We start from the raw sequence: 26291 nt of genomic DNA, 5'->3' as shown, positions 1-26291 counted from the left end.
GAACGAAGTTAAGAACACCTGCTGGAAGTCCTGCTTCTTCCATTACTTCAACGAATTTCGCTGCCACGATTGGCGTTGTTGAAGCTGGTTTTAGTAATACAGTGTTTCCTGTTACGATTGCAGCAACTGTTGTACCAGCCATAATCGCTAACGGGAAGTTCCATGGAGAGATAATGATTCCTACTCCTAGTGGAATATAGTCATAACGGTTGAATTCGTTTGGACGGCTGTTCACTGGAACACCATCTTTAATACGCAGCATTTGACGAGCATAATACTCTAAGAAGTCAATTGCTTCTGCTGTATCTGCATCTGCCTCATTCCATGGCTTTCCTGCTTCTTTCGTTAATAGAGCAGAGAATTCATGCTTGCGGCGGCGGATAATTGCTGCTGCTTTGAAAAGAACGTCTGCGCGAATTTCCGGCTTTACTTTTTTCCAAGTTTTGAACGCTTCAACTGCTGCTTGCATGGCTTTTTCAGCTAGCTCTTGGCTTGCTTTAGACACACGGCCAATTACTTCTTCCTTATTAGCAGGATTGTATGAAGTAATTTTATCTTCCGTCGTAATGCGTTCTCCGCCAATTACTAAATCGTAGTCTTTTCCTAAATAGCCTTCAACCGTTTTTAAACCAGTTAAATAAGCTTGATGGTTTTCTTCTACTTTAAAATTTGTAAATGGTTCATGTCTGTAAGGTTGTACCATTTTCTTCGCCTCCACATATCTACTAAAAATGACATATGAACACATAGTAAATGAATCGCCAATTTTGTGCTCACTGTTATCTTTGTATAGCTTTTGCATCCAAATCCCATTTTAACATGTTTTGATTTAACCGTTCAAACAACACGGGTTAATTTTTGGAAAGTTAAAAAACAGACTTCTCTTCATCCTCGTAAATTTTTCATGAATAATGAGTTCTGACTCTTCCGATCCATCTCAAAACATCTAATTGTAAATGTGAACAAATGGTTCATTTTGATCAGCTTTACGGACAATTAAGGCTTCCGGACCATAGACGGATGAAACATTAACCTCTACGGAGATATATTCCGGAAAATGTTTCATCACCAGACTTGCCACATATTGGGTAAATCCAATCCCTTCAGCCTTTCCATAAAACTGTATTGGAATATTAATGGATAACTCTTGCATCTGTCCCTGAACATAATACGCTTTGCCAATTACCCCATTAAAATTAGGAAAATAAGCTTCAACATCTTGTTTAAAGTTCAAAAAGGATGTTAAATCATCTCGATGATTTTCAGTCGCAGCTGTTGATGGAAATTGGACATACTTTTCATCAATCTTTTCCCATCCACCTAGTTTAGAGCTGCCCTTTGGGGCATTCGCATAAGCGAAGAAGTTTCCTGGAACAACGGATGTTTTACTTTGCTGTTCAAATAAGGCAATTGTAATTGGCACATCCTTGAGCTGATCCATTTGTCTTAATCTGCTTAATACCTCATCCGCAAGCTTCTTTCCCTCTTTTTCTAGTTCTGCATGACTAATTTTTGTTTCATACGTTGGCCCATATTGGATCTTTTGGTAATAGTAAATGGAATTGAGAGCTAGTCCAATGACGACTCCTCCCAATTTATACTTGCCCTCGTCATTTTTAATTAGATAATTATGTTCTAAAATATGGGCCAAATATTTTGGAGTCTCTTCATTTCCGTTATCAAGAGGGTTAAGTCCAATATTGTCATCTTCCTTTAATTTATTCTCTTCTAATTGGGCAGAAGTGAATTTTCGGTTGAGCCAGAGGTTGACTGTCTTTCTTTTTAAATGCTGTCCTTCTTGAAACATATATTTATCAGGGTCAAAATTGTTTTGCGCTACACGCATCAGGCCTGTTTCAAATTCTGTAATATCATATTTTGAGTTAATATTTCCTACGACTAGTCCTCTTGATTCACTCGGTTCAAAAGGCAAAATCGTACGGTAGTACTGATCTGAAATCCTATAGCTTGGTATTATTGCTTTCTCTTTAGCATCCTCTTTTTCATGAACCACTTCATCCTGTTGATTGAACTTTGGTGCACACCCGGCAAGAAGAAGGCTTAAAGAAAGAGCAAGCAATATGAATTTTTTCACGGAATTCCCACTCTCTCCTTTTGTCTTTATAAAGTGAAACTTCAATCAGTGGGGGAGTTCATTCATCCCCCACTGATTGTTAGTTGAACCAATCGGGCCTTTACGGGCTGTTGATCCCCCACTTAGGATTTTTTCGTTTTACTCAACTTCTTGAAGTGGGGGTCTTACAGCCCGTTAATCTGCGATAAAAATCTAATCCTTTAATTCCTCCACAAGTCTCTCTTCATCCCAAATCTCGATGCCTAATTCCTGTGCTTTCGTCAGCTTCGAACCTGCATCCTCACCTGCAATCACAATATCTGTTTTCTTACTGACACTTCCAGATACTTTACCGCCAAATGCCTCAATCTGATCCTTTGCTTCATTCCTTGACAGCCTTTCAAGCTTTCCAGTTAACACAATTGTTTTTCCGGCAAAAACCGACTCTGAGTTTTCAGCTGTTACGAGTTTAGGACCTTTATATTCCATATTCACTTCAGCTTCTCTAAGCTCTTGAAGAAGTTCTTTAACCTCCTCTTGTTCAAAAAAGGCAACAATGGAATCAGCCATTTTCTCACCGATTTCATTTATCGCAAGAAAGTCATCGCGGGTAGCCGCTTCAAGACCAGCCATTGATTCAAATTGCTGAGCAATGGTTTTAGCCGCTTTTTCGCCAACATGACGGATGCCCAATCCAAAAATAAGCTTTTCTAGTGAATTTTGCTTAGAGGCTTCAATGGCAGCCAGTAAATTTTGAACTGATTTTTCTCCCATTCGTTCAAGCCCAATTAGCTGTTCATATTTAAGCTTGTACAAATCCGCAACATCATGAATTAGATTTTCCGCAAATAATTGGCCAATTACCTTTTCTCCTAATCCATCAATATTCATTGCATTTCGGGAAACAAAATGAATGATACCTTCGCGGATTTGTGCTGGACATTTTGGATTAATACAGCGTAAGGCGACCTCTCCATCCAGGCGAATGAGATCACTTTCACATTCTGGGCAATGAGTCGGCATATGAAATTCTTCTTCATCCCCTGTTCTCCGGTCAGCTAATACATTAACCACCTCAGGAATAATGTCTCCTGCTTTTTTCACAACGACCTGATCCCCAATTCGGATATCCTTTTCCCGAATTAAATCCTCATTATGAAGAGAAGCACGCTGAACCGTAGATCCAGCAACCCGGACTGGCTCCAAGATTGCTGTTGGTGTCACGACACCTGTTCTTCCTACGCTCAATTCAATGCCCTTTAAGGTTGTAATAACCTCTTCTGCAGGGAACTTATAGGCGATCGCCCAGCGTGGACTTTTTGCTGTTGATCCAAGATCCTGCTGCTGTTCAAATGAGTCCACCTTGATTACAATTCCATCGATTTCATATGGAAGCTGAGGACGTTCTTTCGTCCATTTTTCTACATATTCAATGACTTCATGGATGTCCGCACACTTTTTTCGCTGTTTATTCGTCTTAAATCCTAGCGAATCTAAAAAGTCCAATGCCTCACTATGTGAATCGATAGCTGTTTCACCTGTATCTGTCACACTATATAAGAAAACATCAAGGTTTCTTGAAGCCGCGATTCGCGGATCTAGCTGGCGCAGTGAGCCCGCTGCAGCATTTCGCGGGTTGGCAAAAAGCTCTTCACCCTTCTCCGCTCTTTGATGATTCAATGCCTCGAAGGAAGGCTTTGGCATGAATGCTTCACCGCGGGCTTCAAGCGTTACCTCCTTATTTAAGCGGAGCGGAATGGAACGAATCGTTCTTAGATTAGCTGTAATATTCTCACCTGTGGATCCATCCCCTCTCGTTGCACCAAGAACAAATAATCCATCCTCATAGCGAAGAGACACGGCTAATCCATCAATTTTCAACTCACATACATAGGAAAAATCATCCCCAACAGCCTGACGGATACGGCGGTCAAAATCCATTAAGTCCCGCTCGCCAAAAGCATTGCTAAGACTTAACATTTGGGACTGATGCTGTACTTTCTCGAACATATCAAGAACTTCTCCACCAACCCGCTGTGTAGGTGAATCAGATGATTTGAGTTCTGGAAAACTTTCTTCTATTTCAACTAATTCTCTCATAAGCCGGTCGTACTCCGCATCCGGAACAGATGGCTGATCAAGAACATGATACTCATAGTTATATTGATTTAATAAATTTTTCAATTCATTTACTTTTTTTTCGGCCATTTGAAGATCCATAGATTCAACCCCTTTCATAGAAAAAGCACATGCCGTTATCCCTTAGTTATCGGCGCAAACTTAGCCAATAATCGTTTGATCCCGATTGGTTTTGGGAAAGCAATATCCAATTCAATGCCTTCTCCTTCCCCCTTCACACTAACAACGGTACCCGTACCCCATTTGCCATGCACCGCTTTGTCGCCAACCTTCCAGCCTAATTCATCCCCACCTGTTGCATTCATGGCTGGACGAATTACCGGCCTTCTAGGCGTTGGTCTTCCTTCCGCTGAAGACCCTAGCGCTGTTCCTCCGAAAGGCGAAGCCGATCTTCTTGCCGGCTGGAGTCCATCGAGCAAGTCTTCAGGTATTTCTCTTATAAAGCGAGATGGCGGATTCATATTCGTACGTCCGAATAATGTTCTCAATTGAGCATTAGTTATAAATAACTCTTCCTCTGCTCTCGTAATTCCAACATACGCCAGCCTGCGTTCTTCCTCCATTTCTGCCTCTTCCATTAATGACCGGCTGTGAGGGAAAACCCCTTCCTCTAGACCAATTAAAAAGACAGTTGGGAATTCAAGACCTTTAGCCGAGTGAAGCGTCATTAAGACAACTGCATCCGCTTTTTCTCCGTCATCATCTAACTTATCAATATCAGCGACTAACGCTAAATCCGTTAAAAAGGCCACTAAGCTTTTATCATCACTAGCTTCCTCAAAGCTTTTCGTTACAGATAGAAATTCATCCAAGTTTTCGAGACGGCTTTGAGCTTCAATTGATTTTTCTGCAATCAGCATTTCTCGATAGCCTGATTTCTCTAGCAATTCTTCTACTAATTCCGTAACGGACAGGTATTCCTGCATTTGTGTATAGTTATTGATTAAATCCCTAAATTCTGCTGCCGCTTTTGTAATCTTCGGGCTTAAACCGATTAGTTCAATCGATTGTAACGCCTCAAACATCGTCATTTCGTGCAGCAACGCGAAGTTAGCAATCTTATCAATTGTTCCTGAACCTATTCCGCGTTTCGGGACATTAATAATTCTTTGCAAGCTAATATCGTCACTAGGGTTGGCAATCAGTCTTAAATAAGCGAGAATATCTTTAATTTCCTTACGGTCATAGAACTTAATTCCGCCAACGATGGAGTATTCGATGTTTGATTTTAAAAGAACTTCCTCCATTACACGCGATTGGGCATTCGTTCGGTAAAGAATCGCAATATCCGATAAATTCCGCTTTCCGTCTTTCGTAAGCTCATTAATTTTGCCGACAACAAATTGAGCCTCCCCTTGCTCACTATCAGCCCGATAATAGAAAATCTTATTTCCTTCAGGATTTTCTGTCCAAAGATTTTTCGCCTTACGATTCATATTTCTAGCGATCACTTGATTGGCTGCAAGAAGAATTCTTTTCGTGGACCGGTAATTTTGCTCAAGCAGAATCACCTTAGCATTGGAATAATCTTTTTCAAAAGAAAGGATATTGGCAATATCAGCCCCACGCCAGCGGTAAATAGACTGATCCGAGTCACCGACAACACATAGATTCCTAAACCTTGCTGCTAAAAGCTTTACGAGCATATATTGTGCTCGGTTTGGTTGCGATAGGTAAGAGTTTGAAGTCATCTCCGTCTTTTCCCCCGCTTAGCACCGTACGTGAGACTTTCACCTCATACGGCGCCCCATCAACTAGAAGCTCGTTATGTAATCTTCTATTAGTTGACTAGTGGCTATCCCTCCACTGCTTGTTATCACAGCTTCACCGGTACTGTGCCACTACCTTCACCGATATAAAGTTAGTTATACAATTAATGCTTTCCTAACACCGCTTCATAGAGTGCAAACTCTCCACGTTACCGGCTTACCACGTTCCAAGAATCTTATCTATACATATACCCTTAGATGATTCCTCTAGCCCTGTTAGCTTGATGGTGCCTTTAACACCATAAGGTATTTCATAAAGACAAATCTTACTCTACCTCACTAACCCGCGCGTGGCGGACTATCCTTTCGAATAGTTATACCTCTAGAGCCGTACATTCGGAATTTCGTCGATAGATGGTTGTTACATCTAATTTCTCATCATAGGTATTTTGTAGAACCCCGGTCTATCAGCCATACCCTCTGCCTCCAGAGAGCTTTCCTCGACTTTACGTTAGGATAACTTTCAACCGACTTCACCGAGCTTATAACCCTCAGGCGTTTTGCACCGCCCGAACGCTATTCGGAGGATTAGGCGAGCCTTTCAGGGCGTTACCCCATCATTCGACTCTTCAGATTCTTAGTTCTCCTAGAAATTTATTCTAGTGGCTAACCTTTTCAGTTAGCAACGTGTCGCACTATCCTGATACTCATCAACATGTATGTACTGAAATTTTCTCTGATAGTATTCGAGAACATCCGGTACACGCTGGAAGAGCTGGATGGTTATCATAATAAGGTCATCGAAATCTAGCGCTTGGTTTCTTCTCAGTCTCTTTTGATATTCTGCGTATACATCACTTACAACCTGCTGATAGTAGTCGCCTGTAGTTTTCGAATATTCCTCTGGTGTTGTCAGTTCATTCTTAGCCGAGCTAATGGAACCGAGGATGGCTCGGGGATCGAATTTCTTCGGGTCTAAGTTTTTATCCTTTAATATCCCTTTAATCACTGACTGCTGATCGGTTGTATCTAGAATGGTGAAATTACGGTTAAAGCCAATGCGGTCAATATCTCTTCTTAAAATCCTCACACACATCGAGTGGAAGGTAGAGATCCAAATCTCATCAGCCGCTCCGCCCATCATTCGCTGAATTCTTTCACGCATCTCTCGCGCAGCTTTATTCGTGAACGTAATAGCCAAAATATTGTACGGATTGACTCCTTTTTCTACCATTAAATAACCAATTCGGTGTGTTAACACCCTTGTCTTGCCACTGCCGGCACCAGCCATAATTAATAGAGGGCCGTCTGTTGTCTTTACTGCATTTTGCTGCTCAGGGTTTAATCCCTTTAAAAGCTTATCTGTTAAAAAATTCATTCCTTTAATCACCGCCAAACATATGTTCTATTACTAATATTAACTCTTTTCCTCATGCCATTCAACTGTTATCGTACAGCTTTGACCGTATCCAAAGCGGCCTGAATATCTGAATAAATAACATTTCCAACTACGATGACATTGGCAACGGCAGCCATTTCGAGAGCTTGTTCCGCTGTTTCTATGCCCCCGCCGTAAAATAAGGTTGTATTCTCAAGCGTTTTCCTAACCTCTGATAGCAGCTCGGCATCTCCGTATGTTCCGCTATATTCTAAGTAAAAAATAGGGAGATGGAACATTTTCTCTGCCATCATCGCATAAGCCCTGACATCATCAATGGTTAAATCGGTATTTGCATTTGTAAGCTTAGCAGCTTTGCATTCCTCATTGAGAATACAATAACCTTGCACGACGATTTCATCCCAATTCATGATATCGCCATACTCTTTCACAGCTTCATGGTGCAGCCCTGAAATCCACTTTGTCTCCTTGCTGTTCAATACCGTTGGAATAAAATATAAATCAAATCCAGGCGTAATCGCTTCGATAGAGGATACTTCCAGCACACATGGGACTGTATATCGGCGGATCCGAGCCATTAGGTCCAATACCTTGTCTAATGTGATTCCATCTGTTCCGCCTACAATAAGCGCGTCTGTTCCTGACTCGCAAATCTTTTCTAAATCCTCATCAGAAATATATTTATCTGGATCGAGCTTAAACACATGGCGCCACTCGCGTACATCATACATCCATACTTCCCCCATTCTATCATTCCATTTCAACATTATATCATTTGTGAAATGAATCAAAAAGCAAAGCGCGGAACAACCAAAATCCAAAAATGTAGATATTCTCCATTAAAGAAAAGAGCCGCAGGAGTTAATCCCTGCGGCCTTTCCATAAACATATAATCATTCATTCACAGATGCGTCTTCCTTAATTCTCTCTAAAGCCATTTCGTATGCATCATTTCCATAGTTGAGGCAGCGTTTTACTCGAGAAATGGTTGCGGTGCTGGCACCTGTTTCGGTCTCGATCTTATGATAAGTCTTTCCTTCTGTAAGCATTCGGGCAACTTCAAGACGCTGGGCTAAAGATTGAATCTCATTAACTGTGCATAAATCATCAAAAAAACGATAGCATTCTTCTAAATCCTTTAAAGATAAAATCGATTTAAATAACTGATCCAGCTCTTTCCCTCTTAATTTATCAATTTGCATATGTTCATTCCCCTTTAAATTTAGAATCTATTCCGTTACATCAAAAGAAACAGTTTGCTCCAAGCCTGGGTTGGAAGGGATTACATTAATCCATGTTTTTCCTGGGGCAAGCCCGATCATTTGGCCATTTTGCATTGGCAGGATTTTACCCTCAATACTTTGCCACTCAACCTCTTTCCATTTTCCCTTCTGCAGCAAGTATCCTCTTCCTCCAGAAATAAGGTTGATGGATCTTCGCCCCGCAGAATCAATGACTTTGTGCTCTGTTTCTACGATGAAAATATTATCTAAAAGCACCGGTTCTTTAGTTTGTTCGTCTGCAGTTAATTCACCGTTAGAATACCGCTTATACTTTTCAAGAGTTTCATCATATTCATAGATTGAATTAAAGAGCTTGCTGTTAAAATAAGAAACCATCGCTGACTTGGCATCTTCCCCGTCTAAAGCTTCTATCTCCTGTTTATCAAGAAAAGTAAGCGCTGCAGGAGCTTTATCCATATCATAATTTCTTAATTCAGCACCCTTTAAGAAATTCTCAAAGGACGAATAAGAGTTATGCGGAGCTTTTCGGTCAGTGGAACGATAAAAAAGCGTTCCATCATAGTTCATTCCATTTAAATTATCGATATACCCTCTATCCATCATTACTTTGGCGTCTGGACTATATCCATGAGCAATATACAGACTGTCATAGCCTTTTGCCAATTCAATATAATAATCTCTCGCACTTCTTATCGGTCCAATTTTCTCTGGCTGTTCACTTTGAAAAATAGCAAGAAATCTCGTCACATCGCCTTCTGCAAGCAGTTCATAGACAATGTCTGCCTGACCAAGACCTGATTGAGGACGTGCTTGAGGGTGGTTATTGATCATGACAGCTACTGCTCTTGTTTCCGCCTGTTCCTCTGTTCCGACACCTGTTAATGGAAATTGATAAGGCAAATCCTCCTGTTCGGATACTTGCTCTTGCTCCCCTGCTGTTTCTTCATGATTATTTTCTTCATTCTTTACGTTCGTTTTATCATTTTTACTGCATCCTGAAACTAGCAGCATGATCGCTGCAAAAGCAGCTATCCATTGTTTTAACATTAAGACACCTCTGTGGATTGTGAAGTTTCCTTGCCGCGATCACTTTTTATGAAGTGAGTAAGGATATTTCAATAAACTTTGGTATGCTGGTTCTGTTTAGTCTAGATGCAGATTTTCTACTTTTACATTTTAACGCATTATTGTTGGAAAGAGTACTGTTTTGTTCATAACATCATAGATCCCCTGCTGTGTGACCCTAATATAAGGCAAATGGGTGGAAGAAAAGAAAAGTAGCGAATAAATAGGATCATCGTGCTTATAGCCTCTTTCACTTAAATAGCTGCGGAGCTCTTTTTCTTTTTCAATTATGCTTTCAACGCTTTCGCTGGACATCACGCCCATAACACTGAGTGGAATTTCCTGAACAATTCGGCCCTGCTCCGAAACTGTAATACCTCCACCAATCTCTTTCATTCGATTAAAGGCGTTCATCATATCCTGCTTGCTTTTTCCAATGAGGATAAAGTCTCCTGTATTAGAAAAAGAACTGGCAAACCCGTCTAATTGAGTGGCAAAGCCTTTAAGCAATGTGTTAATTCTCCAGTTTCCGTGTTTATCAACCAGCATGAAAAAACATTCATCATGGTCAGTAGATAACTGGTCAGCCGAAACATCGATAGAGAGGGAATATGGCTTCATAATGACTGTATTCACCATATTGATCCCAAACGGCATGGAATATTGTAAATCATCCGACTCAAGATTCCAATCTATTTGTAAAGGTTTATAGCCTTTATCTTTCCAATCTATAGACCCGTATGCCTCCAGCAGCTCTCCGTTCTTCTTGACCCACTTTCCCTTTGCTAAAACAGAAACAGGTGTAGGGTTTGTCTCATCTGTCAGAAAATTAATATTGGCGATTCTTCCCGTTGCGATGTTCCCATGCAAATGTTCAATATTATAGTGCCTTGCAATATTTATCGTTCCCATATTATAGGCGTCCATAATCGGGACTCCCTTTTCAATGGCTATTCGAATCATCTGATCAATGATGCCCTGTTCATAAAATGAAGGAGAGGACCCATCAGTCGTCAAAATCATTTGATCATAATGATTGATTCCTAGTTCATGTATTTCATCTAACAATACAGGTAAATCCGGACGGATCGATGAATATCTAAGAGAAACTGTATAGCCTTGCATTAATCGATTGTAAACATCTTTTCCCGTCATCGCTTCATGGTCACAATCGGCTCCTAGCAGCATAAGCTTTGCCAGCGTCTTCTCTGATGCCCCAGGGAAGTGTCCCTCAATTTTCTTTCCTTTCTTCTTCGTTTCCTGTATCCAATGCAAAATTAAATCATCGCCATCTAATAATTTCGGCCAGCCTGTTAATTCCCCGCCTTGCAGAACCGCATCATGTTCAAGCCATGATTTAATATTGCTATGTGAGAATATTGTTTCTTCATTCTGTATTTCTGTTTGTGCATCAAATCTGCACCACCAATACATCGATGTCGGCAAATGATTCATATCCTCAATAAAGGAAAACGCTGTCTTTCTATCTAATTGCAAGGCAAGGACCATATTGTCATTAATCAAGGTTGTCGTCCCGAATTGTGATGCATAGCTGGCAAATGAATGGGGATTATATAATTGAAACGGATGGGAGTGGGGTTCAATGTATCCTGGAACAAGTACTAAACCTTCACAATCCATGATTTCACATTCGTCTAATTTCTCGGGAAGCCTCTCCCCCACATAGACGATGCGATCATTATAAATCCAAATGTTTGCCGTCATCCATTTACGGAATGCCTGATTTAGATACCGTGCATTTTTAAGTAATATGGTCGGCGACAATTTGCCATCTAATACTGAAACATGGTCACGCAAATGCTTATTTTTCCAACGGAATTTCTGTTCCAGCACGTTAAACCCTCCCCCTGTTTTGCTGTGTGTTAAATCTATTTTTTCAATTAGCTCTGATTGTATTTTGGTAAAAAAAGCAAAAGAAAGCCCTTTCATTTCTACTATCTTATCATATTTCGCAATTTAACGCACTAAAGAAATAGGTGGTTTTTAAAAAATATTAAAGGAGGTGAAGCTCCATTGAATGTGAAACCTAATATCGGGATTGTCAATGCGTTAATCCGCATTACTATAGGACTTTCTGTCATGTCCTGTGCATCCGCAAAACTTGTCAAAAGACCTTGGCGCCAATCTAATTTTATTTGGGTTGTGCTCGGAGCCATGAAGGTGGCGGAAGGAATTGTAAGATACTGTCCAGTTACAGATCTTTATCGATGCGGGCAAGAGCGAATGAAAGGGAATAATGGGGAAGATGAATTATTCAGTGTAATGGTTCCTCATAATCCAACGTAATTTACAATCAAAACAAAGCCCCCAAAACGGGGGCTTAAGAATAAGGAGTGCCAAATATGTTTTTAGAATATTTAACTGATATGTCCTTTGTCCTAATCATAGTAGTAGGAAGCATCATTGCTTTACTATTTGCTTTTATGCGAAAGTCTAGGAAAAGGCGTGCTAGATAGCTTTATAACCAATATCCTTACGATAAAAGATTTCGCTGCAGGTTACCTTTTCTAATTCCAAATAAACCTGATCCTGCGCTTCTTTTAGAGTGTTTGCTTTTGCTGCTGCAAGGAAAACGCGTCCGCCGTTTGTGATAAATTCTCCGGCACTATTCTTTTCTGTGCCTGCATGGAAAACTAGCACGTCGCTGCTAATATCCTGCAAGCCTGATAAAGTGGCACCCTTCTCATATTTCTCTGGATACCCTACAGAAGCAGCAACTACTCCTAGCATAGCTTGTTCATCCCAAATAATGTTAGGGGCGTCTCCATTAATAACAGCTAGCATCACTTCCGCTAAGTCTGATTTCATTCTTGGCAGAACAACCTGTGTTTCCGGATCGCCAAAGCGGGCATTAAATTCAATCACTTTAGGGCCAGCCTCTGTAATGATGAGTCCTGCGTATAGAACGCCGCAAAAATGCCGCCCTTCTTGAACAAGTGCTTTTGCTGTTGGTTTTAATATGGTTTCAATGGCTGTTTGTACCGTATCTTCACTAATATGAGGCACAGGGGAATATGCACCCATTCCACCTGTATTCGGACCCTCATCTCCGTCAAAAGCACGTTTATGATCTTGGGCAATCTCAAGAGGGATCACTGTTTCGCCATTTACGAAAGCCATTAGGGAAATTTCCTCTCCAGTCAAAAACTCCTCCAGGACAACAGTAGACGAAGCTTCGCCAAATCTTTCATTTAAAAGCATTTCTTCTAAGCTTTGTATCGCCTCATCCATTGTAAGCGCAACGGTCACACCTTTACCTGCAGCTAAACCGTCCGCTTTTATGACGATAGGAGCGCCCTTTTCTTCCAAATAAGCTCTTGCTTCATCATAAGTGGAAAATACCGCATAATCGGCAGTAGGAATGTTGTATTTCTTCATCAAATCTTTCGCAAATGACTTGCTGCCTTCGATGATTGCCGCTTCTTTTTTAGGACCAAATACCTTTAAGCCTTCCTCTTGGAAACGGTCTGATAAACCTTCAAGCAGGGGAACTTCTGGTCCAATCACGGTTAAGCCAATTTCATATTCTTTCGCAAATTGCACAAGTTGATCCTGTTGGTCTTCCGTAATAGCAACAAGCTCAGCAACATCCTCCATGCCTTGGTTTCCTGGCGCAACAAATACTTTCTCTACTGACGGACTTTCAGAAAGCTTTCTGCAAATAGCGTGCTCACGGCCGCCTCTTCCAATTACTAGTACCTTCATTATAAACATCCCCCACTTTTAATGTTTAAAGTGTCTAACGCCCGTGAATACCATCGCGATTCCGTACTCATCCGCTTTTTTGATTGAATCCTCATCACGGACAGATCCGCCCGGCTGGATGATAGCTGTAATGCCAGCCTTCGCTGCTGCTTCAACTGTATCATCCATTGGGAAGAAGGCATCGGATGCCATGGCTGCCCCATTTGCTTTTTCTCCTGCCTGTTCCAAGGCAATTTTCGCTGCACCCACACGGTTCATTTGACCTGCGCCAATTCCAAGGGTCATTTCCGCGTTATTCACAACAATCGCATTGGATTTCACATGTTTAACGACCTTCCATCCAAGCTTTAACGCTTTCCATTCTTCATCAGAAGGCTGTCTTTTCGTTGGAATTGTGATTTCTGCGTTGTCTAGTGTGTACTCATCAAAATCCTGGATTAATAATCCGCCTTCAATAGATGTTAGCTTTACTTCTTCTTTATCTTGTTTAGAAAATGGAATCGTTAATAGACGAAGATTCTTTTTCCCTGTTAAAATCTCTAAAGCCTCTTTTGAAAATGAAGGAGCAATAATGATTTCTAGAAAAATTTCATATAATTTTTGTGCTGTTTCTTTATCTACTTCCCGATTGAAGGCAATAATTCCGCCAAAAATGGAAACAGGATCAGCAGCAAATGCTTTTGTAAAAGCATCGTAAACCGATTCTCCACTTCCAACCCCACAAGGGTTCATATGCTTGACAGCGACTGCCGCCGGCTCTGTAAATTCCTTTACAATTTGAAGAGCGGCATCCGCATCATTTATGTTATTATAGGATAATTCTTTTCCATGTAATTGCTCAGCATTTGCAATCGAAAACTCTGAGCCTAACGGCTTCCGGTAAAAAGATGCCTTCTGATGTGGATTCTCTCCATATCGCAATGATTGTTTTAATTCATACGTAACGGTTAATTTTTCAGGTGCTTCCTCGTTAGCAAGCTTTGTCATATATTCCGCAATCATCGCATCATAAGCTGCAGTATGACGGAATACCTTTGCCGCTAACTTACGGCGTGTTTCCTTTTCTACCTCACCGTTTTGCTTTAATTGACTTAAAACAGTCTCATAATCGGAAGGATCGACTACAACCGTGACATACTCATGGTTTTTGGCTGAGGCGCGAAGCATAGCCGGTCCGCCGATATCGATATTTTCAATTGCATCCTCCACTGTTACGTCCGGTTTGGCAATGGTTTGCTGGAAAGGATATAAATTGACACATACGACATGAATCGGCTGGATTTGGTGTTCTTCCAATTGTTCCTTATGGCTCGGCTCATCAAACTTCGCTAATAATCCTCCATGGATGAATGGATTTAACGTCTTGACCCGTCCTTCTAATATTTCCGGAAAACCAGTAACGTCGCTGACGCCTGTCACAGGAAGCCCAATCTCTTCCAATGCCGTTTTTGTACCGCCAGTGGAAAGAATTTCAAACCCTAATTCGCTTAATGCCTTTGCGAATTCAGCCACTCCACTTTTATCAGAAACGCTAATTAGTGCTCTTTTCTTCATCAAGTTTGCCCTCCAAAAAATTAATGCCTTCCCTTATACAGGAATGTTTCGTTCAGTTAAATGAAAGAGCCCCTACAAATTGTTCGTAAGCAACTTTTGTAAAACAGCTGGATATAGCTGATGTTCAATCCTGTGGATTTTAGCTTCAAGACTTTCCATCGTTTCTTCTGAACTAATTTCGACCTCTTGCTGAGCAATAATCGGGCCTGTATCCATTCCTTCATCAACGAAATGAACGGTTACCCCGCTAACCTCTGCTTTCGCTTCAAATGCTTGGCCAATTGCATCTTTCCCTGGAAAAGCAGGCAGCAAGGAAGGATGAATATTAATGATTTTCCCCTCAAATGCCCGCAGAAGAGTTTGTCCAATCAATCTCATATAGCCAGCCAAAATAATATATTCAACATTGAGATCTTCAAGCTTATTCAAAATCACTTTTTCATAAGCTTCTTTATTTGGGTACTCTTTAGCAGAAAAAATAAACTGAGGAATCTTCCCTTTTACAGCCCGTTTAATACAAAATGCATCGGGCTTATCACATACAAGCAATTGAATATCAGCTTGAAGCTCACCTTTGTGAACTGCATTTATAATGGCTTGGAAGTTCGTCCCGCTGCCAGAAGCAAATATTGCGATCTTTTTCATTATAAAATCTCAATTCCTTCTTTATCAGTTACTGTTCCGATTAGATAAGCCTTTTCGCCGTTCTCATTAAAATGGGTCATCACATCTTGGGCCATTTCTTGATCTACAGCTAAGACCATTCCTGTACCCATATTAAAAATATTGTACATTTCTTTACGGTCTAAATCGCCAATCTTCTCCATTAACTTAAAGACAGCAGGCACTTCCCAATTGCTTTCTTGTAATTGTGCACCTAAGCCTTCAGGAAGCATACGCGGAATGTTTTCGATAAAACCGCCGCCTGTTATATGAGCCATTCCTTTAATTTTAAATTTATTCAATGCAGAAAGAATTGGCTTAACATAAATTTTCGTTGGACGCAGAAGCTCTTCTCCTAACGTGCAGCCTAATTCATCCACATGTTCCGTTAACGACATGTTAGCTTGCTCCAAAAATAATTTCCGGACAAGTGAATATCCATTGCTGTGGATTCCGCTTGAGGCAAGGCCAATTAATACGTCTCCACTTTTAATATCTGTGCCGCTGATAATGTTTGATTTTTCACAAGCACCGACAGCAAATCCAGCAAGATCATATTCTTCTTCCGTATACATGCCTGGCATTTCAGCTGTTTCTCCTCCAACTAATGCACAGCCTGCTTGTTCACACCCATCAGCAATCCCTTTAACAATCGCCTCAATCTTAGATGGCACAGCTTTTCCGCAGCCAATATAATCTAAGAAATAAATCGGCTCCGCCCCTTGGACGACGATATCGTTTACGCACATTGCGACAGCATCAATACCAATTGTATCGTGTTTGTCCATCATAAATGCAAGCATTAATTTCGTTCCTACTCCATCTGTACCCGATACAAGAACAGGTTCTTTTAAATTCAGAACCGATAAATCAAACATCCCGCCAAATCCGCCTAGTCCGCCGAAAACACCAGGTCGAATTGTTTTCTCTACATGTTTTTTCATACGCGATACTGCTTCATAGCCTGCTTCAATATCGACACCAGCTTGCTTATATGCATTTGCCATTAGTAGTCCTCCTTCATCAGAAAAGCGCTTTACATTTATTTTCAAAACAAAAGCGACATCTTTCAATGCCGCTTTATCAAATTCATCTCAAAGTTATGTCCTATCAAAACCTATTAACCGACTGGAACCTTTTCCTCGTTTTTAACCGGATTGATTTCAGTTGGATAATTGCCTGTAAAGCATGCAAGACAAAGACCATGTGATTGATCAGATTCATTTTTATTAATCGCTTCAACCATTCCATCTACACTTAAAAAGGTTAAAGAATCCGCTCCTAGAATCTCTCTAATTTCTTCTACGGAATGATTTGCAGCAATTAATTCTCTCTTCGTGGACATATCAATCCCATAGAAGCATGGATTTTTAATAGTAGGAGAGCTAATCACCACATGTACTTCTGTTGCGCCAGCTTCGCGAAGCAAATTAACAATTCTTTTGCTCGTTGTCCCGCGAACGATCGAGTCATCTACCATGATCACTCGCTTTCCTTCTACCACACCTCTAACAGGAGAAAGCTTCATTTTTACACCTTGCTCTCTGAGAGCTTGTGAAGGCTTAATGAATGTCCGGCCTACATAACGATTCTTGATAAGCCCCATTTCATATGGAATTCCAGTAGCTTCTGCATATCCAATCGCGACTGAAATACTAGAGTCTGGAACACCTGTAACTACATCTGCTTCAATCGGAACTTCAAGTGCCAATTGCTTTCCAAGTCTTTTTCGTGCCGAATGAACATTGATCCCGTTAATATTACTATCCGGCCGTGAAAAATAAATGTATTCCATCGCACACATGGCTGTTTGCGATGCCACTGAAAATACTTCCGAATGGAGCCCTTCATTACTAATAACAAGCAATTCTCCAGGTTGAATATCACGTTCAAATTTTGCTCCGATAATATCAAAGGCACATGTTTCAGATGCAACAACATAGGCATCTCCTAGTTTTCCAAGAGCAAGAGGCTTCATGCCGTTCGGATCAAGAGCAACAATTAATTCTGTTTCCGTCATAACTAGGAAAGCATAGGCTCCTTTTAACATCGATAAAGCATTTTTCACCCGGTCCTTTAAAGTAGTAAAACCGCCTCTTCTAATTAGGTGAGCTAAGATTTCCGTATCCGAGCTCGTTTGAAAAATACTTCCTTGGTTTTCGAGCTGATGTCTTAATGCTTTCGCGTTGATTAAACTTCCGTTATGACAAAGAGCCATGCTGCCGCTTTGTGAATGGAATAGGAGGGGCTGGATATTTTCATATCCGCTTCCCCCGTTAGTTGAATACCTTACATGACCGATAGCAGAGCTTCCAGCTAATTCTTTCATCGATTCAGCTGTAAATACTTCATTCACAAGCCCATCGCCTTTAACGCCTCTTAGCTTGGACCCGTCTGTCACAACGATTCCAGTTCCCTCTTGACCTCGATGCTGTAGGCTATGAAGACCATAATACGTTATTTGAGATGCATCTGTATGGCCCCATACACCGAAAATTCCACATTCTTCTTGTAGACCTTCTAGTTCAGCAGGCATGGAATAGCCCCTTTCCAGGCTTGTCGAAGTACATCAACTTGCTCGGTAAGCACAGTTTCCTTCTCTTCAGAATTAATTTGAAGAACTCCTGTATCTGTAACCTCACCAAGTAGTTTTGCATCAACTAAGCCTTCAAATTCTTTTTGGTTTTCTTTTTTAACCGAAAGTAAGAAACGAGATTGAGATTCACTGAATAAAGCAGACACAGTATTTCCTGATATCTCTATATTCGCACCTAGACCTTTTGCGCCCATTAAGCTTTCAGCAATGGCAACGGCCAAGCCGCCTTCAGATAAATCATGAGCTGAAGCTACTACTCCCGCGCGAATGGCAGTCAGTACTTGTTTCTGATGCTTTTCTTCTATATCTAAATCCAGTTCAGGCGCTTTTCCAAAAATCTTTCCGTATGTTAACTTTTGCAATTCACTTCCGCCGAATTCATCTTTCGTTTCACCTAATAAATAGATTAGGTCTCCTGCTTCTTTAAAATATTGAGTTGTTGCGTGGTCAATATCTGTAAGGAGTCCGACCATGCCAATTGTAGGTGTTGGATAAATAGCTTTCCCGTCATATTGATTGGATAAGGAAACATTTCCGCCAATAACTGGTGTGTTTAATTTGCGGCATGCTTCACTGATTCCATCAGCAGATTGATCGATTTGCCAGAAAATTTCCGGGTTATCAGGGCTGCCAAAGTTTAAGTTATCCGTAACGGCTAACGGCTCTCCGCCAGAGCAAACGATATTTCTCGCTGCTTCAGAAACGGCAATTTTTCCGCCTGTTTCTGGATCAAGATAGACATAGCGTCCATTACAGTCCGTTGTCATGGCCAAGCCTTTGCGTGTTCCGCGGATTCTAACAACCGCTGCATCAGAACCAGGGGCAACAACTGTATTTGTACCAGCCATATGATCAAACTGATTATATACCCATTCTTTACTTGCAATCGTTGGTTGCCCGAGAAGCTTAACAAGCGTTTCTTTATAATCACTTACCGCAGGAATATCATTTTCCATTGCTTGGAACTCACGGAAATATGCCGGTTCTTGTGATGGCTTATTATAGACAGGCGCATCCTCTGCTAATGCATCTGCAGGGAGTTCTGCTACGACTTCACCTTTATGAAGCAGACGGAGCATTTTATCGTCTGTTACTTTTCCAACTGAAACAGCCTCAAGATCATATTTTGCAAAAAGATCGGTGATTTCTTGCTCTCTGCCAACTTTTACAACGATCAGCATTCTCTCTTGGGATTCAGAAAGCATCATTTCAAAAGCAGACATTCCGGGTTCTCTCTGAGGAACGAGGTCTAAGTTTATTTCAACTCCTGAACCTGCTTTACTTGCCATTTCCGCTGAAGAACTCGTTAGGCCAGCTGCCCCCATATCTTGAATACCTATCAGCGCATCTGATTGAACTAACTCAAGGCAAGCTTCCATTAGACGCTTTTCTAGGAACGGATCACCTGCTTGAACTGCAGAGCGTTCTTCAACTGGTTCATCTTTTAATTCAGCAGAAGAGAAGGATGCTCCGTTAATTCCATCGCGGCCTGTTGGTGCTCCGACATACATGACCGTGTTTCCGACTCCACGCGCCTGTCCTTTTTGAATATCCTTATGGTCAAGCAACCCAACTACCATTGCGTTCACGAGCGGATTTTTTTCGTAGGCTGGATCAAACTGAACTTCTCCGCCAACAGTCGGGACGCCAATTCGGTTCCCATAGCCAGCAATACCGGCAACCGCTTCTTTGAATAAATACTTCACACGCGGGGAATCTAATTCACCAAAGCGTAATGAATTTAGTGCGGCAATGGGTCTTGCTCCCATTGAAAAGACATCGCGAAGAATTCCGCCAACACCCGTTGCTGCCCCTTCATATGGCTCAATAGCGGATGGAGAGTTATGGCTTTCAATTTTGAAAACAACCGCTTGCTCATCGCCAATGTCAACAATTCCTGCTCCTTCCCCAGGACCTTGAAGAACTCTTTCACCCGTTGTAGGGAATTTTCTTAAAATCGGTTTAGAGCTTTTATAGCTGCAGTGTTCAGACCACATGCCGGAAAATAGACCTGTCTCAGTGTAGTTTGGAAGGCGGCCGAGAATTTTCTCAATCATCGCAAATTCTTCATCCGTCAAACCCATTTCTCTATATATTTTATCTGCTTTAATTTGTTCTGGACTTTGTTCAAGCATTAGCGACATGTGCTTCCCTCCAATTTTTCACGATCGATTGAAAAAGTTTAAGACCATCTAATCCTCCGATAATCTCTTCAACTGCTCTTTCCGCATGAGGCATGATTCCTAAAACATTCCCTTTTTCGTTCGTAATCCCAGCGATATTTTCAAGGCTTCCATTTGGGTTAGAGCCGTTATAAGTAAAGACAATTTGCTTATTTTCTTTTAAGCTTTTCAGTGTTTCCTCATTACAATAGTAATTGCCATTCCAGTGTGCGATTGGAAGTGAAAGAACTTCATTTTGTTGATATTCAGAAGTAAACATCGTCTCATTATTTTCAACTTTTACTTCCACTGAGCGACAGATAAACTCTAAGCCTTCATTTTGTTTCATGGCTCCTGGAAGAATACCTGCTTCTAATAAAATTTGGAACCCGTTGCTAACGCCGATTACCGGCTTTCCTGCTTCTGCTGCTTTTTTCACTTCTTGTATAATTGGGCTATGACATGCAATGGCACCTGGGCGTAGATAATCCCCAAATGACGCGCCGCCTGGGAGGATGATTCCGTCAAAACCTTCAAGAGTTTCCGCCTCGTGACTAACAATCTCCACTTCTTTCCCGAGAACATCTTTTACAGCATTGTACATATCAACCTCATTGGAACCTGGAAAAGCAATGACTGCTAGCTTCACTGAGCAACTACCTCCTCGATTTCAAAACGGTAATCTTCGACATTCAAGTTAACTAATAACTTCTCACACATTTCCTTTACGATTTCATCGATATTACGATCTGTTTTTTCTAAAGTTAACTCTATATATTTACCAATACGAACATCGGACACTTCGCCGTAATTTAGCTTGTGAAGCGAATCTTTTGCAACTGTACCTTGAGGATCAATAACACTTTCTCTTAATGTGACGAATACTTTTACTTTGTACATACTGTTTGGCCTCCCAGTTTGGCTATTATATTTTTATTTGTATCAGTTTGGTGAAGTTATAAACCTAGTCTTTCAAAAATGGTGTCGACATGCTTGATATGGTAGTTATAGTCAAAGCAATCTTCTATCTCAGCGTTAGAAAGCTTGGCTGTGATTGTATGGTCTTGCTCGATCAAGCTGCGAAACGGAACTTGCCTTTCCCACGCTTCCATTGCTCGAGGCTGGACTGTATCATAGGCTTCCTCACGGGTTAGACCTTTGTCGATTAGTGCGAGCAAGACACGCTGTGAGTAGATTAGCCCTAATGTCCGGTCCATATTTCTTTTCATATTATCGGAGAATACTGTTAAATTCTTCACAATATGACCAAAGCGATTAAGCATATAGTTTAAGGCAATCGTTGCATCCGGAATAATGATTCTTTCCGCAGAGGAATGAGAGATATCTCGTTCATGCCATAATGCTACGTTTTCGTAGGCAGTGAGCATATATCCGCGTATCACCCTAGCCATTCCAGTCATATTTTCTGAACCGATTGGGTTTCGTTTATGCGGCATAGCCGATGAGCCCTTCTGACCTTTTGCAAAGAACTCTTCTACCTCACGGGTTTCACTCTTTTGAAGTCCGCGGATTTCTGTCGCAAATTTTTCAATGGATGTGGCAATTAAAGCGATTGTGCTCATATAGTGCGCATGGCGATCACGCTGTAATGTCTGTGTTGAAATAGGTGCCGGCTTTAAGCCGAGCTTCTCGCATACATATTTCTCTACATAAGGATCAATATTCGCGTATGTTCCAACGGCTCCTGAAATTTTCCCAAATTCTATGCCTTCAGCTGCTTCCTTAAAGCGATTTACGTTACGCTTCATTTCCTCATACCAAAGGGCAAGCTTCAGTCCGAAAGTAGTTGGCTCTGCATGGACACCATGCGTACGGCCCATCATCACTGTATACTTATGTTGTTGTGCTTTGTTTTTCAAAATTTCAACGAAACGTTCAAGATCTTTAAGAAGGATTTGATTGGATTGCTTAATTTGGTAGGAAAGAGCCGTATCCACCACATCTGTTGACGTTAATCCGTAATGAACCCATTTTCTTTCATCACCGAGTGTCTCAGAAACCGCACGGGTAAAAGCCACAACATCATGTCTTGTCTCTTTCTCAATTTCTTTAATGCGATCTATATTAAAAGAAGCATTCTCGCGGATTTTCTGAACATCCTCTTTTGGAATATCCCCAAGCTCCGCCCAGGCTTCACATGCAAGAATTTCAACCTCTAACCACGCTTGAAACCGATTCTCCTCCGCCCAAATCGCACCCATTTCTGGTCTTGTATAGCGTTCAATCATCGATTAGCCAGCCCCCGATCTTTTATTTCACATCGGACCAAATGCCGCTATCCTCAGCTTCACTAATTGCCGTTTCAACTGAATCGCGCAAGAGAGTGACATGACCCATTTTGCGTTTATGTTTGGCATCCTTTTTACCGTACAAATGAATTTTCCAATCATTTAATGACGGAATCTTCTTTATTAATGGTTCCTGATGTTCTCCTAATATGTTTACCATTACGGCCGGTTTTAATAGTTGTGTATTGCCAAGCGGCCAATTGCAAACTGCACGGATATGCTGCTCAAACTGCGAGGTTTCACAAGCTTCAATGGAATAATGCCCTGAATTATGCGGCCTTGGTGCAAGTTCATTGATGTAAATGTGATCATCATCTGTCAAGAACATCTCGACTGCCAATGTTCCGACGAGGTCGAATGCTTCTGCAAGCTGCTTAGCCGCATGAACTGCTTTTTCCTTTGCCTGTTCCGAAATTCTTGCCGGCACGATTGTTTGATGAAGAATATTGTCTTTATGAATATTTTCTCCAACTGGCAAAACAGCCGTTTCACCAGAAACGCTACGAAAAATAATAACCGAGATTTCTTTTTCAAAGGGAATCCACTTTTCAAGGACACAAAGTCCATTTTCAAGAAGCTTTACCGCTTCTACAATTTCTTGCTCGTTTTTAATGACGTATTGTCCTTTTCCGTCATATCCGCCCCTAGCTGTCTTTAAGACGGCCGGAAATCCGAGGCTTCCGATGTGTTTATTAATATCATCTATAGTTTCGATTACTGCATAGGGAGCGACTTCTGCTCCTGCCTTCTGGATAGCTGCTTTTTCCTTTGTTCGGTCCTGTGTTATCTCAAGCAATGTTGATCCTTGAGGGACATAAGTGTTGGTACATAGCCAATCCAATGCTTCCGCGTTAATATTTTCAAATTCATACGTAATGACATCACTTACTTTTGCCAGTTCCTTTATAGAATCAATGCTGTCATATTCGCCGATGATGGCATGATCCGCGACTTGCCCGCATGGTGAATCTTCGGTCGGGTCAAGCACTGCAATCCTAAATCCTTGTGCTTTTGCGGCAATTGCCATCATTCTTCCTAATTGTCCACCGCCAATAATTCCAATCGTTTGACCTGGTAAAATGACTTTTTTAGACAAGCTCATCACTACTTTCTAAAACTTCTTGTTTCGTGTTTTCTCTTTTTTGTTCTAGACGATCTGCCATATGTGAATCAAATGCACCAAGCATTTGTGCAGCAAGCAGACCGGCATTTGTCGCACCTGCCTTGCCAATAGCTACTGTTGCTACCGGCACTCCACCTGGCATCTGTACAATGGAGAGCAAAGAGTCCAAACCGTTTAGCGCTTTTGATTGGACTGGAACACCGATAACCGGAAGTGTCGTTTTTGCTGCAACCATACCTGGAAGATGAGCAGCCCCTCCAGCCCCGGCAATAATAACCTTAATGCCTTTTTCTCTCGCCTTTTCCGCATATTCAAACATAAGATCTGGAGTTCGATGGGCGGAAACAACCTTTTTTTCATATTGAATTTCAAGCTCATCTAGTATATCGCAAGCATGCTTCATCGTTTCCCAATCTGATTTACTACCCATGATCACTGCAACTTCTGCCATCTTTTTACCTCCAGCACTAAGTTTTATACTAAATAAAAAGCCCAGGCAAATACTATCTTCATAGAGAGAAAGTATTTGCCTGGGCAAAAAAGCATACAGGAACACACCTAAATAGAACAGGATGAATTCCTATTTACGCCAGTCATATTTACTTTCCCTCATAGTCCAATAAATTAACGGTTATTGGGTAGAAACTTACGGGCCTTATTCCCATTATTATACGAGGGTATTATTCGCTTCATTTATTTCTTATATGCACATCTTAACAACTATTGATGGTCATGTCAACCAATAATCGAACAATACATATATTTACTTATATATCGTTCGTGTTTTGTCATTCAATTACTTTGGCTTCGAATAGAATCTGGCGTCCTACTGGCTCATAGGTAGTCGTTTGGCCTGTCTTTTTTTCCTCAAAAATCGGCTTTTCTGTTCTTCTAACAGGAAAATATCCTGCCTTTTTTATTCGCTCTAGACACATATCAATGGTTTCATTTTCCTGCACTTCAAAAACCATTTTCTTTTTTCCTTTACTCATGAAAATAACTTCCCTTTCTTTACGCTTTTCACCCAGAAGCCGCCATGAATGGTTTTCGGCTCATACGCAATAATAAACGCTTTCGGATCAAGCTCTTTAATCGTATGGTACAGCTTTAATTCATATTTTCTTGGTGTCAGAATCTGCAGAGCCATCCGGTCCCCTTCTAATCCGTTAGCGGCCCAGGATGTTACACCATACCCCTTTTCCCTTAGCATCTTCGGCATATCCAAATCATATTCCTTTGTTATCACATTCACGGTAATATAACCAAGAGCAAGCTTTTCCTCAATTTTCATCCCAACTATCACACCAATCCCATAACCAACCGCGTAAGCAATCAAATTCTGGATCTCATTCAAGTTATCAAGAACCAAACCTAACCCGACTACATAAATAACAACTTCAATCATACTAATAAAAGCAGCCAAGTATCTCTGGCCTTTTAACGTTAAGATCATTCTAATTGTAAAAAAGGATACATACACAATATTGATTAAAAGAATAATAGTGATCATTAAAAAACCACTTTCTAACAAAGAAAGCTCCCCCTTTATAGTGACAGTCCACTGCTAATATATTGTTCATTCCCTTTTGATTACCATTTTAACACCTAATATTGAATATTAATTGTACATAAGATTTGTGTATTTGCGAAGGGGGAATATTCGTTTTAGAATGAAGATTGCTTAAGATGAATAAAATGCGTTTTGGTTGTTATTGGGGGGCGTGGATGGTTGATGGGTGGTGGGTTGAAGTTGGTGGGTTGGTATTGTGGGGCTGGCCTTTATGTTATCATTCGTTACTAGTAGATTCCGGGGTTTTCCTTTTATTTTGCTAAATTTGGCCGTTGGAGAGATACGTGCGGACTATAAATCCGTTATTTTCATTAAATGCCCCTAATTAAGGGCTACGCGGACACTGAGTCCGCTATTAACGAAAAAACTAAGGAAATCACTGTTATTTTTCAAAATAGCGGAAGCTGTGACCTAAAACATTAAGATTTACCCCATTTTTGGACAATTAGCGTACCTGGTGTCCGCAAAACTAAATGACCAAAGTTTTGTACAGCTTTTCTCCACAAAAACTGAACTAATTAGTCCATGTGGATTATCTTACATGATGAAATAGCATTTTTTTGTATTTTTAAAATGGCTCTAACATGTATGAGAATTCATAAGCGGAGAAATTCCGGCTAATGTATAAAAAAGAGGGTTAAGAGGGGGAAATAGGCGGACATATTCCGATTAACTGCTCAAAAAAGGACAAAGTCCAAAGATTTGGGTACGATAAACGGAAATCCTCCCCTTATTTTTAAGGAAATATGAGTATTTCCAATTTTAAACGGAGTTTCTCCGTTTATTTTCAAACACGGTAAATTCAATACGCAGTTATATCATGACCTTAAAAATAAAACTCCATACAAAAAGAACAGCCTAAACAGCTGTTCTTTCTTTTGCCTAGCGACGTCCTACTCTCACAAGGGGACAGCCCCTAACTACCATCGGCGCTGAAAAGCTTAACTTCCGTGTTCGG

At 40.9% G+C, this 26291-nt stretch carries 22 protein-coding genes, 1 rRNA gene, 2 pseudogenes and 1 riboswitch; of the genes and pseudogenes, 2 read left to right on the top strand and 23 right to left on the bottom strand.

All coding sequences use genetic code 11. The features are described from left to right. The 9 genes and pseudogenes from AR328_RS22360 to AR328_RS17675 all read right to left on the bottom strand — a co-directional run. On the bottom strand, positions 1 to 703 hold a 703-nt coding region (locus AR328_RS22360; protein WP_156422749.1), incomplete at its 3' end, for an aldehyde dehydrogenase family protein. 243 nt (positions 704 to 946) lie between these two features. Next, complete coding sequence (locus AR328_RS17710) at positions 947 to 2095, bottom strand: CamS family sex pheromone protein (RefSeq protein ID WP_066299048.1); 1149 nt, start codon at positions 2093 to 2095, stop codon at positions 947 to 949. Between the two features lie 192 nt (positions 2096 to 2287). Further along, positions 2288 to 4294: an NAD-dependent DNA ligase LigA gene (gene ligA, locus AR328_RS17705; RefSeq protein ID WP_066299042.1), complete on the bottom strand. Its 2007-nt coding sequence runs from the start codon at positions 4292 to 4294 to the stop codon at positions 2288 to 2290. A 35-nt stretch (positions 4295 to 4329) separates the two neighbouring features. Further along, a pseudogene (locus tag AR328_RS17700) lies at positions 4330 to 5874 on the bottom strand (3'-5' exonuclease); the annotation flags it as partial. A gap of 742 nt (positions 5875 to 6616) precedes the next feature. Next, positions 6617 to 7300 (bottom strand): annotated as a pseudogene (locus AR328_RS17695) (UvrD-helicase domain-containing protein); the annotation flags it as partial. A gap of 68 nt (positions 7301 to 7368) precedes the next feature. Then, positions 7369 to 8052 (bottom strand): heptaprenylglyceryl phosphate synthase, encoded by a 684-nt coding sequence (locus AR328_RS17690; RefSeq protein ID WP_066299036.1) that lies wholly within the window; start codon positions 8050 to 8052, stop codon positions 7369 to 7371. A 162-nt stretch (positions 8053 to 8214) separates the two neighbouring features. Next, positions 8215 to 8523 (bottom strand): YerC/YecD family TrpR-related protein, encoded by a 309-nt coding sequence (locus AR328_RS17685; RefSeq protein WP_066299035.1) that lies wholly within the window; start codon positions 8521 to 8523, stop codon positions 8215 to 8217. Between the two features lie 27 nt (positions 8524 to 8550). After that, a complete protein-coding gene (locus AR328_RS17680) occupies positions 8551 to 9612 on the bottom strand; it encodes a DUF3048 domain-containing protein (RefSeq protein ID WP_066299033.1) in 1062 nt (353 codons plus the stop codon). Positions 9613 to 9741: 129 nt separating this feature from the next. Next, positions 9742 to 11484, bottom strand: coding sequence for an adenine deaminase C-terminal domain-containing protein (locus tag AR328_RS17675; protein WP_066299399.1), 1743 nt, complete (start codon positions 11482 to 11484; stop codon positions 9742 to 9744). A 186-nt stretch (positions 11485 to 11670) separates the two neighbouring features. On the opposite strand from AR328_RS17675, the gene AR328_RS17670 reads away from it, so the two are divergent. Together AR328_RS17670 and AR328_RS23405 are read left to right on the top strand one after the other, a co-directional pair. Further along, positions 11671 to 11937 (top strand): YgaP family membrane protein, encoded by a 267-nt coding sequence (locus AR328_RS17670; RefSeq protein WP_225313814.1) that lies wholly within the window; start codon positions 11671 to 11673, stop codon positions 11935 to 11937. 56 nt (positions 11938 to 11993) lie between these two features. Further along, positions 11994 to 12107: an EYxxD motif small membrane protein gene (locus tag AR328_RS23405; RefSeq protein ID WP_331457198.1), complete on the top strand. Its 114-nt coding sequence runs from the start codon at positions 11994 to 11996 to the stop codon at positions 12105 to 12107. Here the strand turns inward: AR328_RS23405 and purD are convergent. From purD to rrf, 14 genes are all read right to left on the bottom strand, one after another. Further along, complete coding sequence (gene purD, locus AR328_RS17665; RefSeq protein WP_066299024.1) at positions 12100 to 13356, bottom strand: phosphoribosylamine--glycine ligase; 1257 nt, start codon at positions 13354 to 13356, stop codon at positions 12100 to 12102. The genes AR328_RS23405 and purD overlap by 8 nt on opposite strands. Positions 13357 to 13374: 18 nt before the next feature. Further along, a complete protein-coding gene (gene purH, locus AR328_RS17660) occupies positions 13375 to 14910 on the bottom strand; it encodes a bifunctional phosphoribosylaminoimidazolecarboxamide formyltransferase/IMP cyclohydrolase (protein ID WP_066299021.1) in 1536 nt (511 codons plus the stop codon). Between the two features lie 72 nt (positions 14911 to 14982). Further along, positions 14983 to 15555, bottom strand: coding sequence for a phosphoribosylglycinamide formyltransferase (gene purN / locus AR328_RS17655; RefSeq protein WP_066299019.1), 573 nt, complete (start codon positions 15553 to 15555; stop codon positions 14983 to 14985). Continuing rightward, a complete protein-coding gene (purM, locus tag AR328_RS17650) occupies positions 15555 to 16580 on the bottom strand; it encodes a phosphoribosylformylglycinamidine cyclo-ligase (protein ID WP_066299017.1) in 1026 nt (341 codons plus the stop codon). Before purM ends, purN begins: the two co-directional genes overlap by 1 nt. Before the next feature lie 113 nt (positions 16581 to 16693). Next, positions 16694 to 18109, bottom strand: a complete 1416-nt coding sequence (gene purF, locus AR328_RS17645; protein ID WP_066299397.1) for an amidophosphoribosyltransferase — start codon at positions 18107 to 18109, stop codon at positions 16694 to 16696. Continuing rightward, positions 18094 to 20313, bottom strand: a complete 2220-nt coding sequence (purL, locus tag AR328_RS17640; protein ID WP_066299009.1) for a phosphoribosylformylglycinamidine synthase subunit PurL — start codon at positions 20311 to 20313, stop codon at positions 18094 to 18096. The genes purF and purL overlap by 16 nt, the downstream gene beginning before the upstream one ends. Beyond that, positions 20297 to 20980 carry a phosphoribosylformylglycinamidine synthase subunit PurQ gene (gene purQ, locus AR328_RS17635; protein WP_066299001.1) on the bottom strand — a complete coding sequence of 228 codons (684 nt, stop codon included), beginning with the start codon at positions 20978 to 20980 and terminating at the stop codon, positions 20297 to 20299. The genes purL and purQ overlap by 17 nt, the downstream gene beginning before the upstream one ends. Next, positions 20977 to 21231, bottom strand: coding sequence for a phosphoribosylformylglycinamidine synthase subunit PurS (purS, locus tag AR328_RS17630; RefSeq protein ID WP_066298998.1), 255 nt, complete (start codon positions 21229 to 21231; stop codon positions 20977 to 20979). The genes purQ and purS overlap by 4 nt, the downstream gene beginning before the upstream one ends. Before the next feature lie 56 nt (positions 21232 to 21287). Beyond that, positions 21288 to 22580 carry an adenylosuccinate lyase gene (gene purB, locus AR328_RS17625; protein ID WP_066298996.1) on the bottom strand — a complete coding sequence of 431 codons (1293 nt, stop codon included), beginning with the start codon at positions 22578 to 22580 and terminating at the stop codon, positions 21288 to 21290. Between the two features lie 22 nt (positions 22581 to 22602). Beyond that, positions 22603 to 23742 carry a 5-(carboxyamino)imidazole ribonucleotide synthase gene (purK, locus tag AR328_RS17620; RefSeq protein ID WP_197414487.1) on the bottom strand — a complete coding sequence of 380 codons (1140 nt, stop codon included), beginning with the start codon at positions 23740 to 23742 and terminating at the stop codon, positions 22603 to 22605. After that, entirely contained in the window at positions 23729 to 24214 is a 486-nt protein-coding gene (purE, locus tag AR328_RS17615) for a 5-(carboxyamino)imidazole ribonucleotide mutase (RefSeq protein WP_066298994.1), read from the bottom strand. The genes purK and purE overlap by 14 nt, the downstream gene beginning before the upstream one ends. A gap of 141 nt (positions 24215 to 24355) precedes the next feature. Beyond that, a riboswitch (purine riboswitch) is annotated at positions 24356 to 24458 on the bottom strand. Between the two features lie 93 nt (positions 24459 to 24551). Further along, a complete protein-coding gene (locus AR328_RS17610; protein ID WP_066298992.1) occupies positions 24552 to 24755 on the bottom strand; it encodes an NETI motif-containing protein in 204 nt (67 codons plus the stop codon). Continuing rightward, positions 24752 to 25273 carry a DUF2179 domain-containing protein gene (locus AR328_RS17605; RefSeq protein ID WP_197414492.1) on the bottom strand — a complete coding sequence of 174 codons (522 nt, stop codon included), beginning with the start codon at positions 25271 to 25273 and terminating at the stop codon, positions 24752 to 24754. The genes AR328_RS17610 and AR328_RS17605 overlap by 4 nt, the downstream gene beginning before the upstream one ends. Positions 25274 to 26213: 940 nt before the next feature. Further along, positions 26214 to 26291: ribosomal RNA gene (gene rrf, locus AR328_RS23560) — 5S ribosomal RNA — on the bottom strand; the annotation flags it as partial.

Source organism: Bacillus sp. FJAT-29937, assembly GCF_001509555.1.
Taxonomy (GTDB): Bacteria; Bacillota; Bacilli; order Bacillales; family Cytobacillaceae; genus Cytobacillus.
The sequence above is the reverse complement of the archived record's forward strand: the minus strand, read 5'-3'. Positions and strand labels throughout refer to the sequence as shown.

Bases quoted from the DNA above. Each gene is read 5' to 3' on its own strand.
- ligA (WP_066299042.1), bottom strand. From the start codon at position 4,294: ATGGATCTTCAAATGGCCGAAAAAAAAGTAAATGAATTGAAAAATTTA.
- AR328_RS17690 (WP_066299036.1), bottom strand. From the start codon at position 8,052: ATGTATGATGTACGCGAGTGGCGCCATGTGTTTAAGCTCGATCCAGAT.
- AR328_RS17685 (WP_066299035.1), bottom strand. From the start codon at position 8,523: ATGCAAATTGATAAATTAAGAGGGAAAGAGCTGGATCAGTTATTTAAA.
- AR328_RS17680 (WP_066299033.1), bottom strand. From the start codon at position 9,612: ATGTTAAAACAATGGATAGCTGCTTTTGCAGCGATCATGCTGCTAGTT.
- AR328_RS23405 (WP_331457198.1), top strand. From the start codon at position 11,994: ATGTTTTTAGAATATTTAACTGATATGTCCTTTGTCCTAATCATAGTA.
- purD (WP_066299024.1), bottom strand. From the start codon at position 13,356: ATGAAGGTACTAGTAATTGGAAGAGGCGGCCGTGAGCACGCTATTTGC.
- purH (WP_066299021.1), bottom strand. From the start codon at position 14,910: ATGAAGAAAAGAGCACTAATTAGCGTTTCTGATAAAAGTGGAGTGGCT.
- purN (WP_066299019.1), bottom strand. From the start codon at position 15,555: ATGAAAAAGATCGCAATATTTGCTTCTGGCAGCGGGACGAACTTCCAA.
- purM (WP_066299017.1), bottom strand. From the start codon at position 16,580: ATGGCAAATGCATATAAGCAAGCTGGTGTCGATATTGAAGCAGGCTAT.
- purF (WP_066299397.1), bottom strand. From the start codon at position 18,109: ATGCCTGCTGAACTAGAAGGTCTACAAGAAGAATGTGGAATTTTCGGT.
- purL (WP_066299009.1), bottom strand. From the start codon at position 20,313: ATGTCGCTAATGCTTGAACAAAGTCCAGAACAAATTAAAGCAGATAAA.
- purS (WP_066298998.1), bottom strand. From the start codon at position 21,231: ATGTACAAAGTAAAAGTATTCGTCACATTAAGAGAAAGTGTTATTGAT.
- purB (WP_066298996.1), bottom strand. From the start codon at position 22,580: ATGATTGAACGCTATACAAGACCAGAAATGGGTGCGATTTGGGCGGAG.
- purK (WP_197414487.1), bottom strand. From the start codon at position 23,742: ATGAGCTTGTCTAAAAAAGTCATTTTACCAGGTCAAACGATTGGAATT.
- purE (WP_066298994.1), bottom strand. From the start codon at position 24,214: ATGGCAGAAGTTGCAGTGATCATGGGTAGTAAATCAGATTGGGAAACG.
- AR328_RS17610 (WP_066298992.1), bottom strand. From the start codon at position 24,755: ATGAGTAAAGGAAAAAAGAAAATGGTTTTTGAAGTGCAGGAAAATGAA.
- AR328_RS17605 (WP_197414492.1), bottom strand. From the start codon at position 25,273: ATGATCACTATTATTCTTTTAATCAATATTGTGTATGTATCCTTTTTT.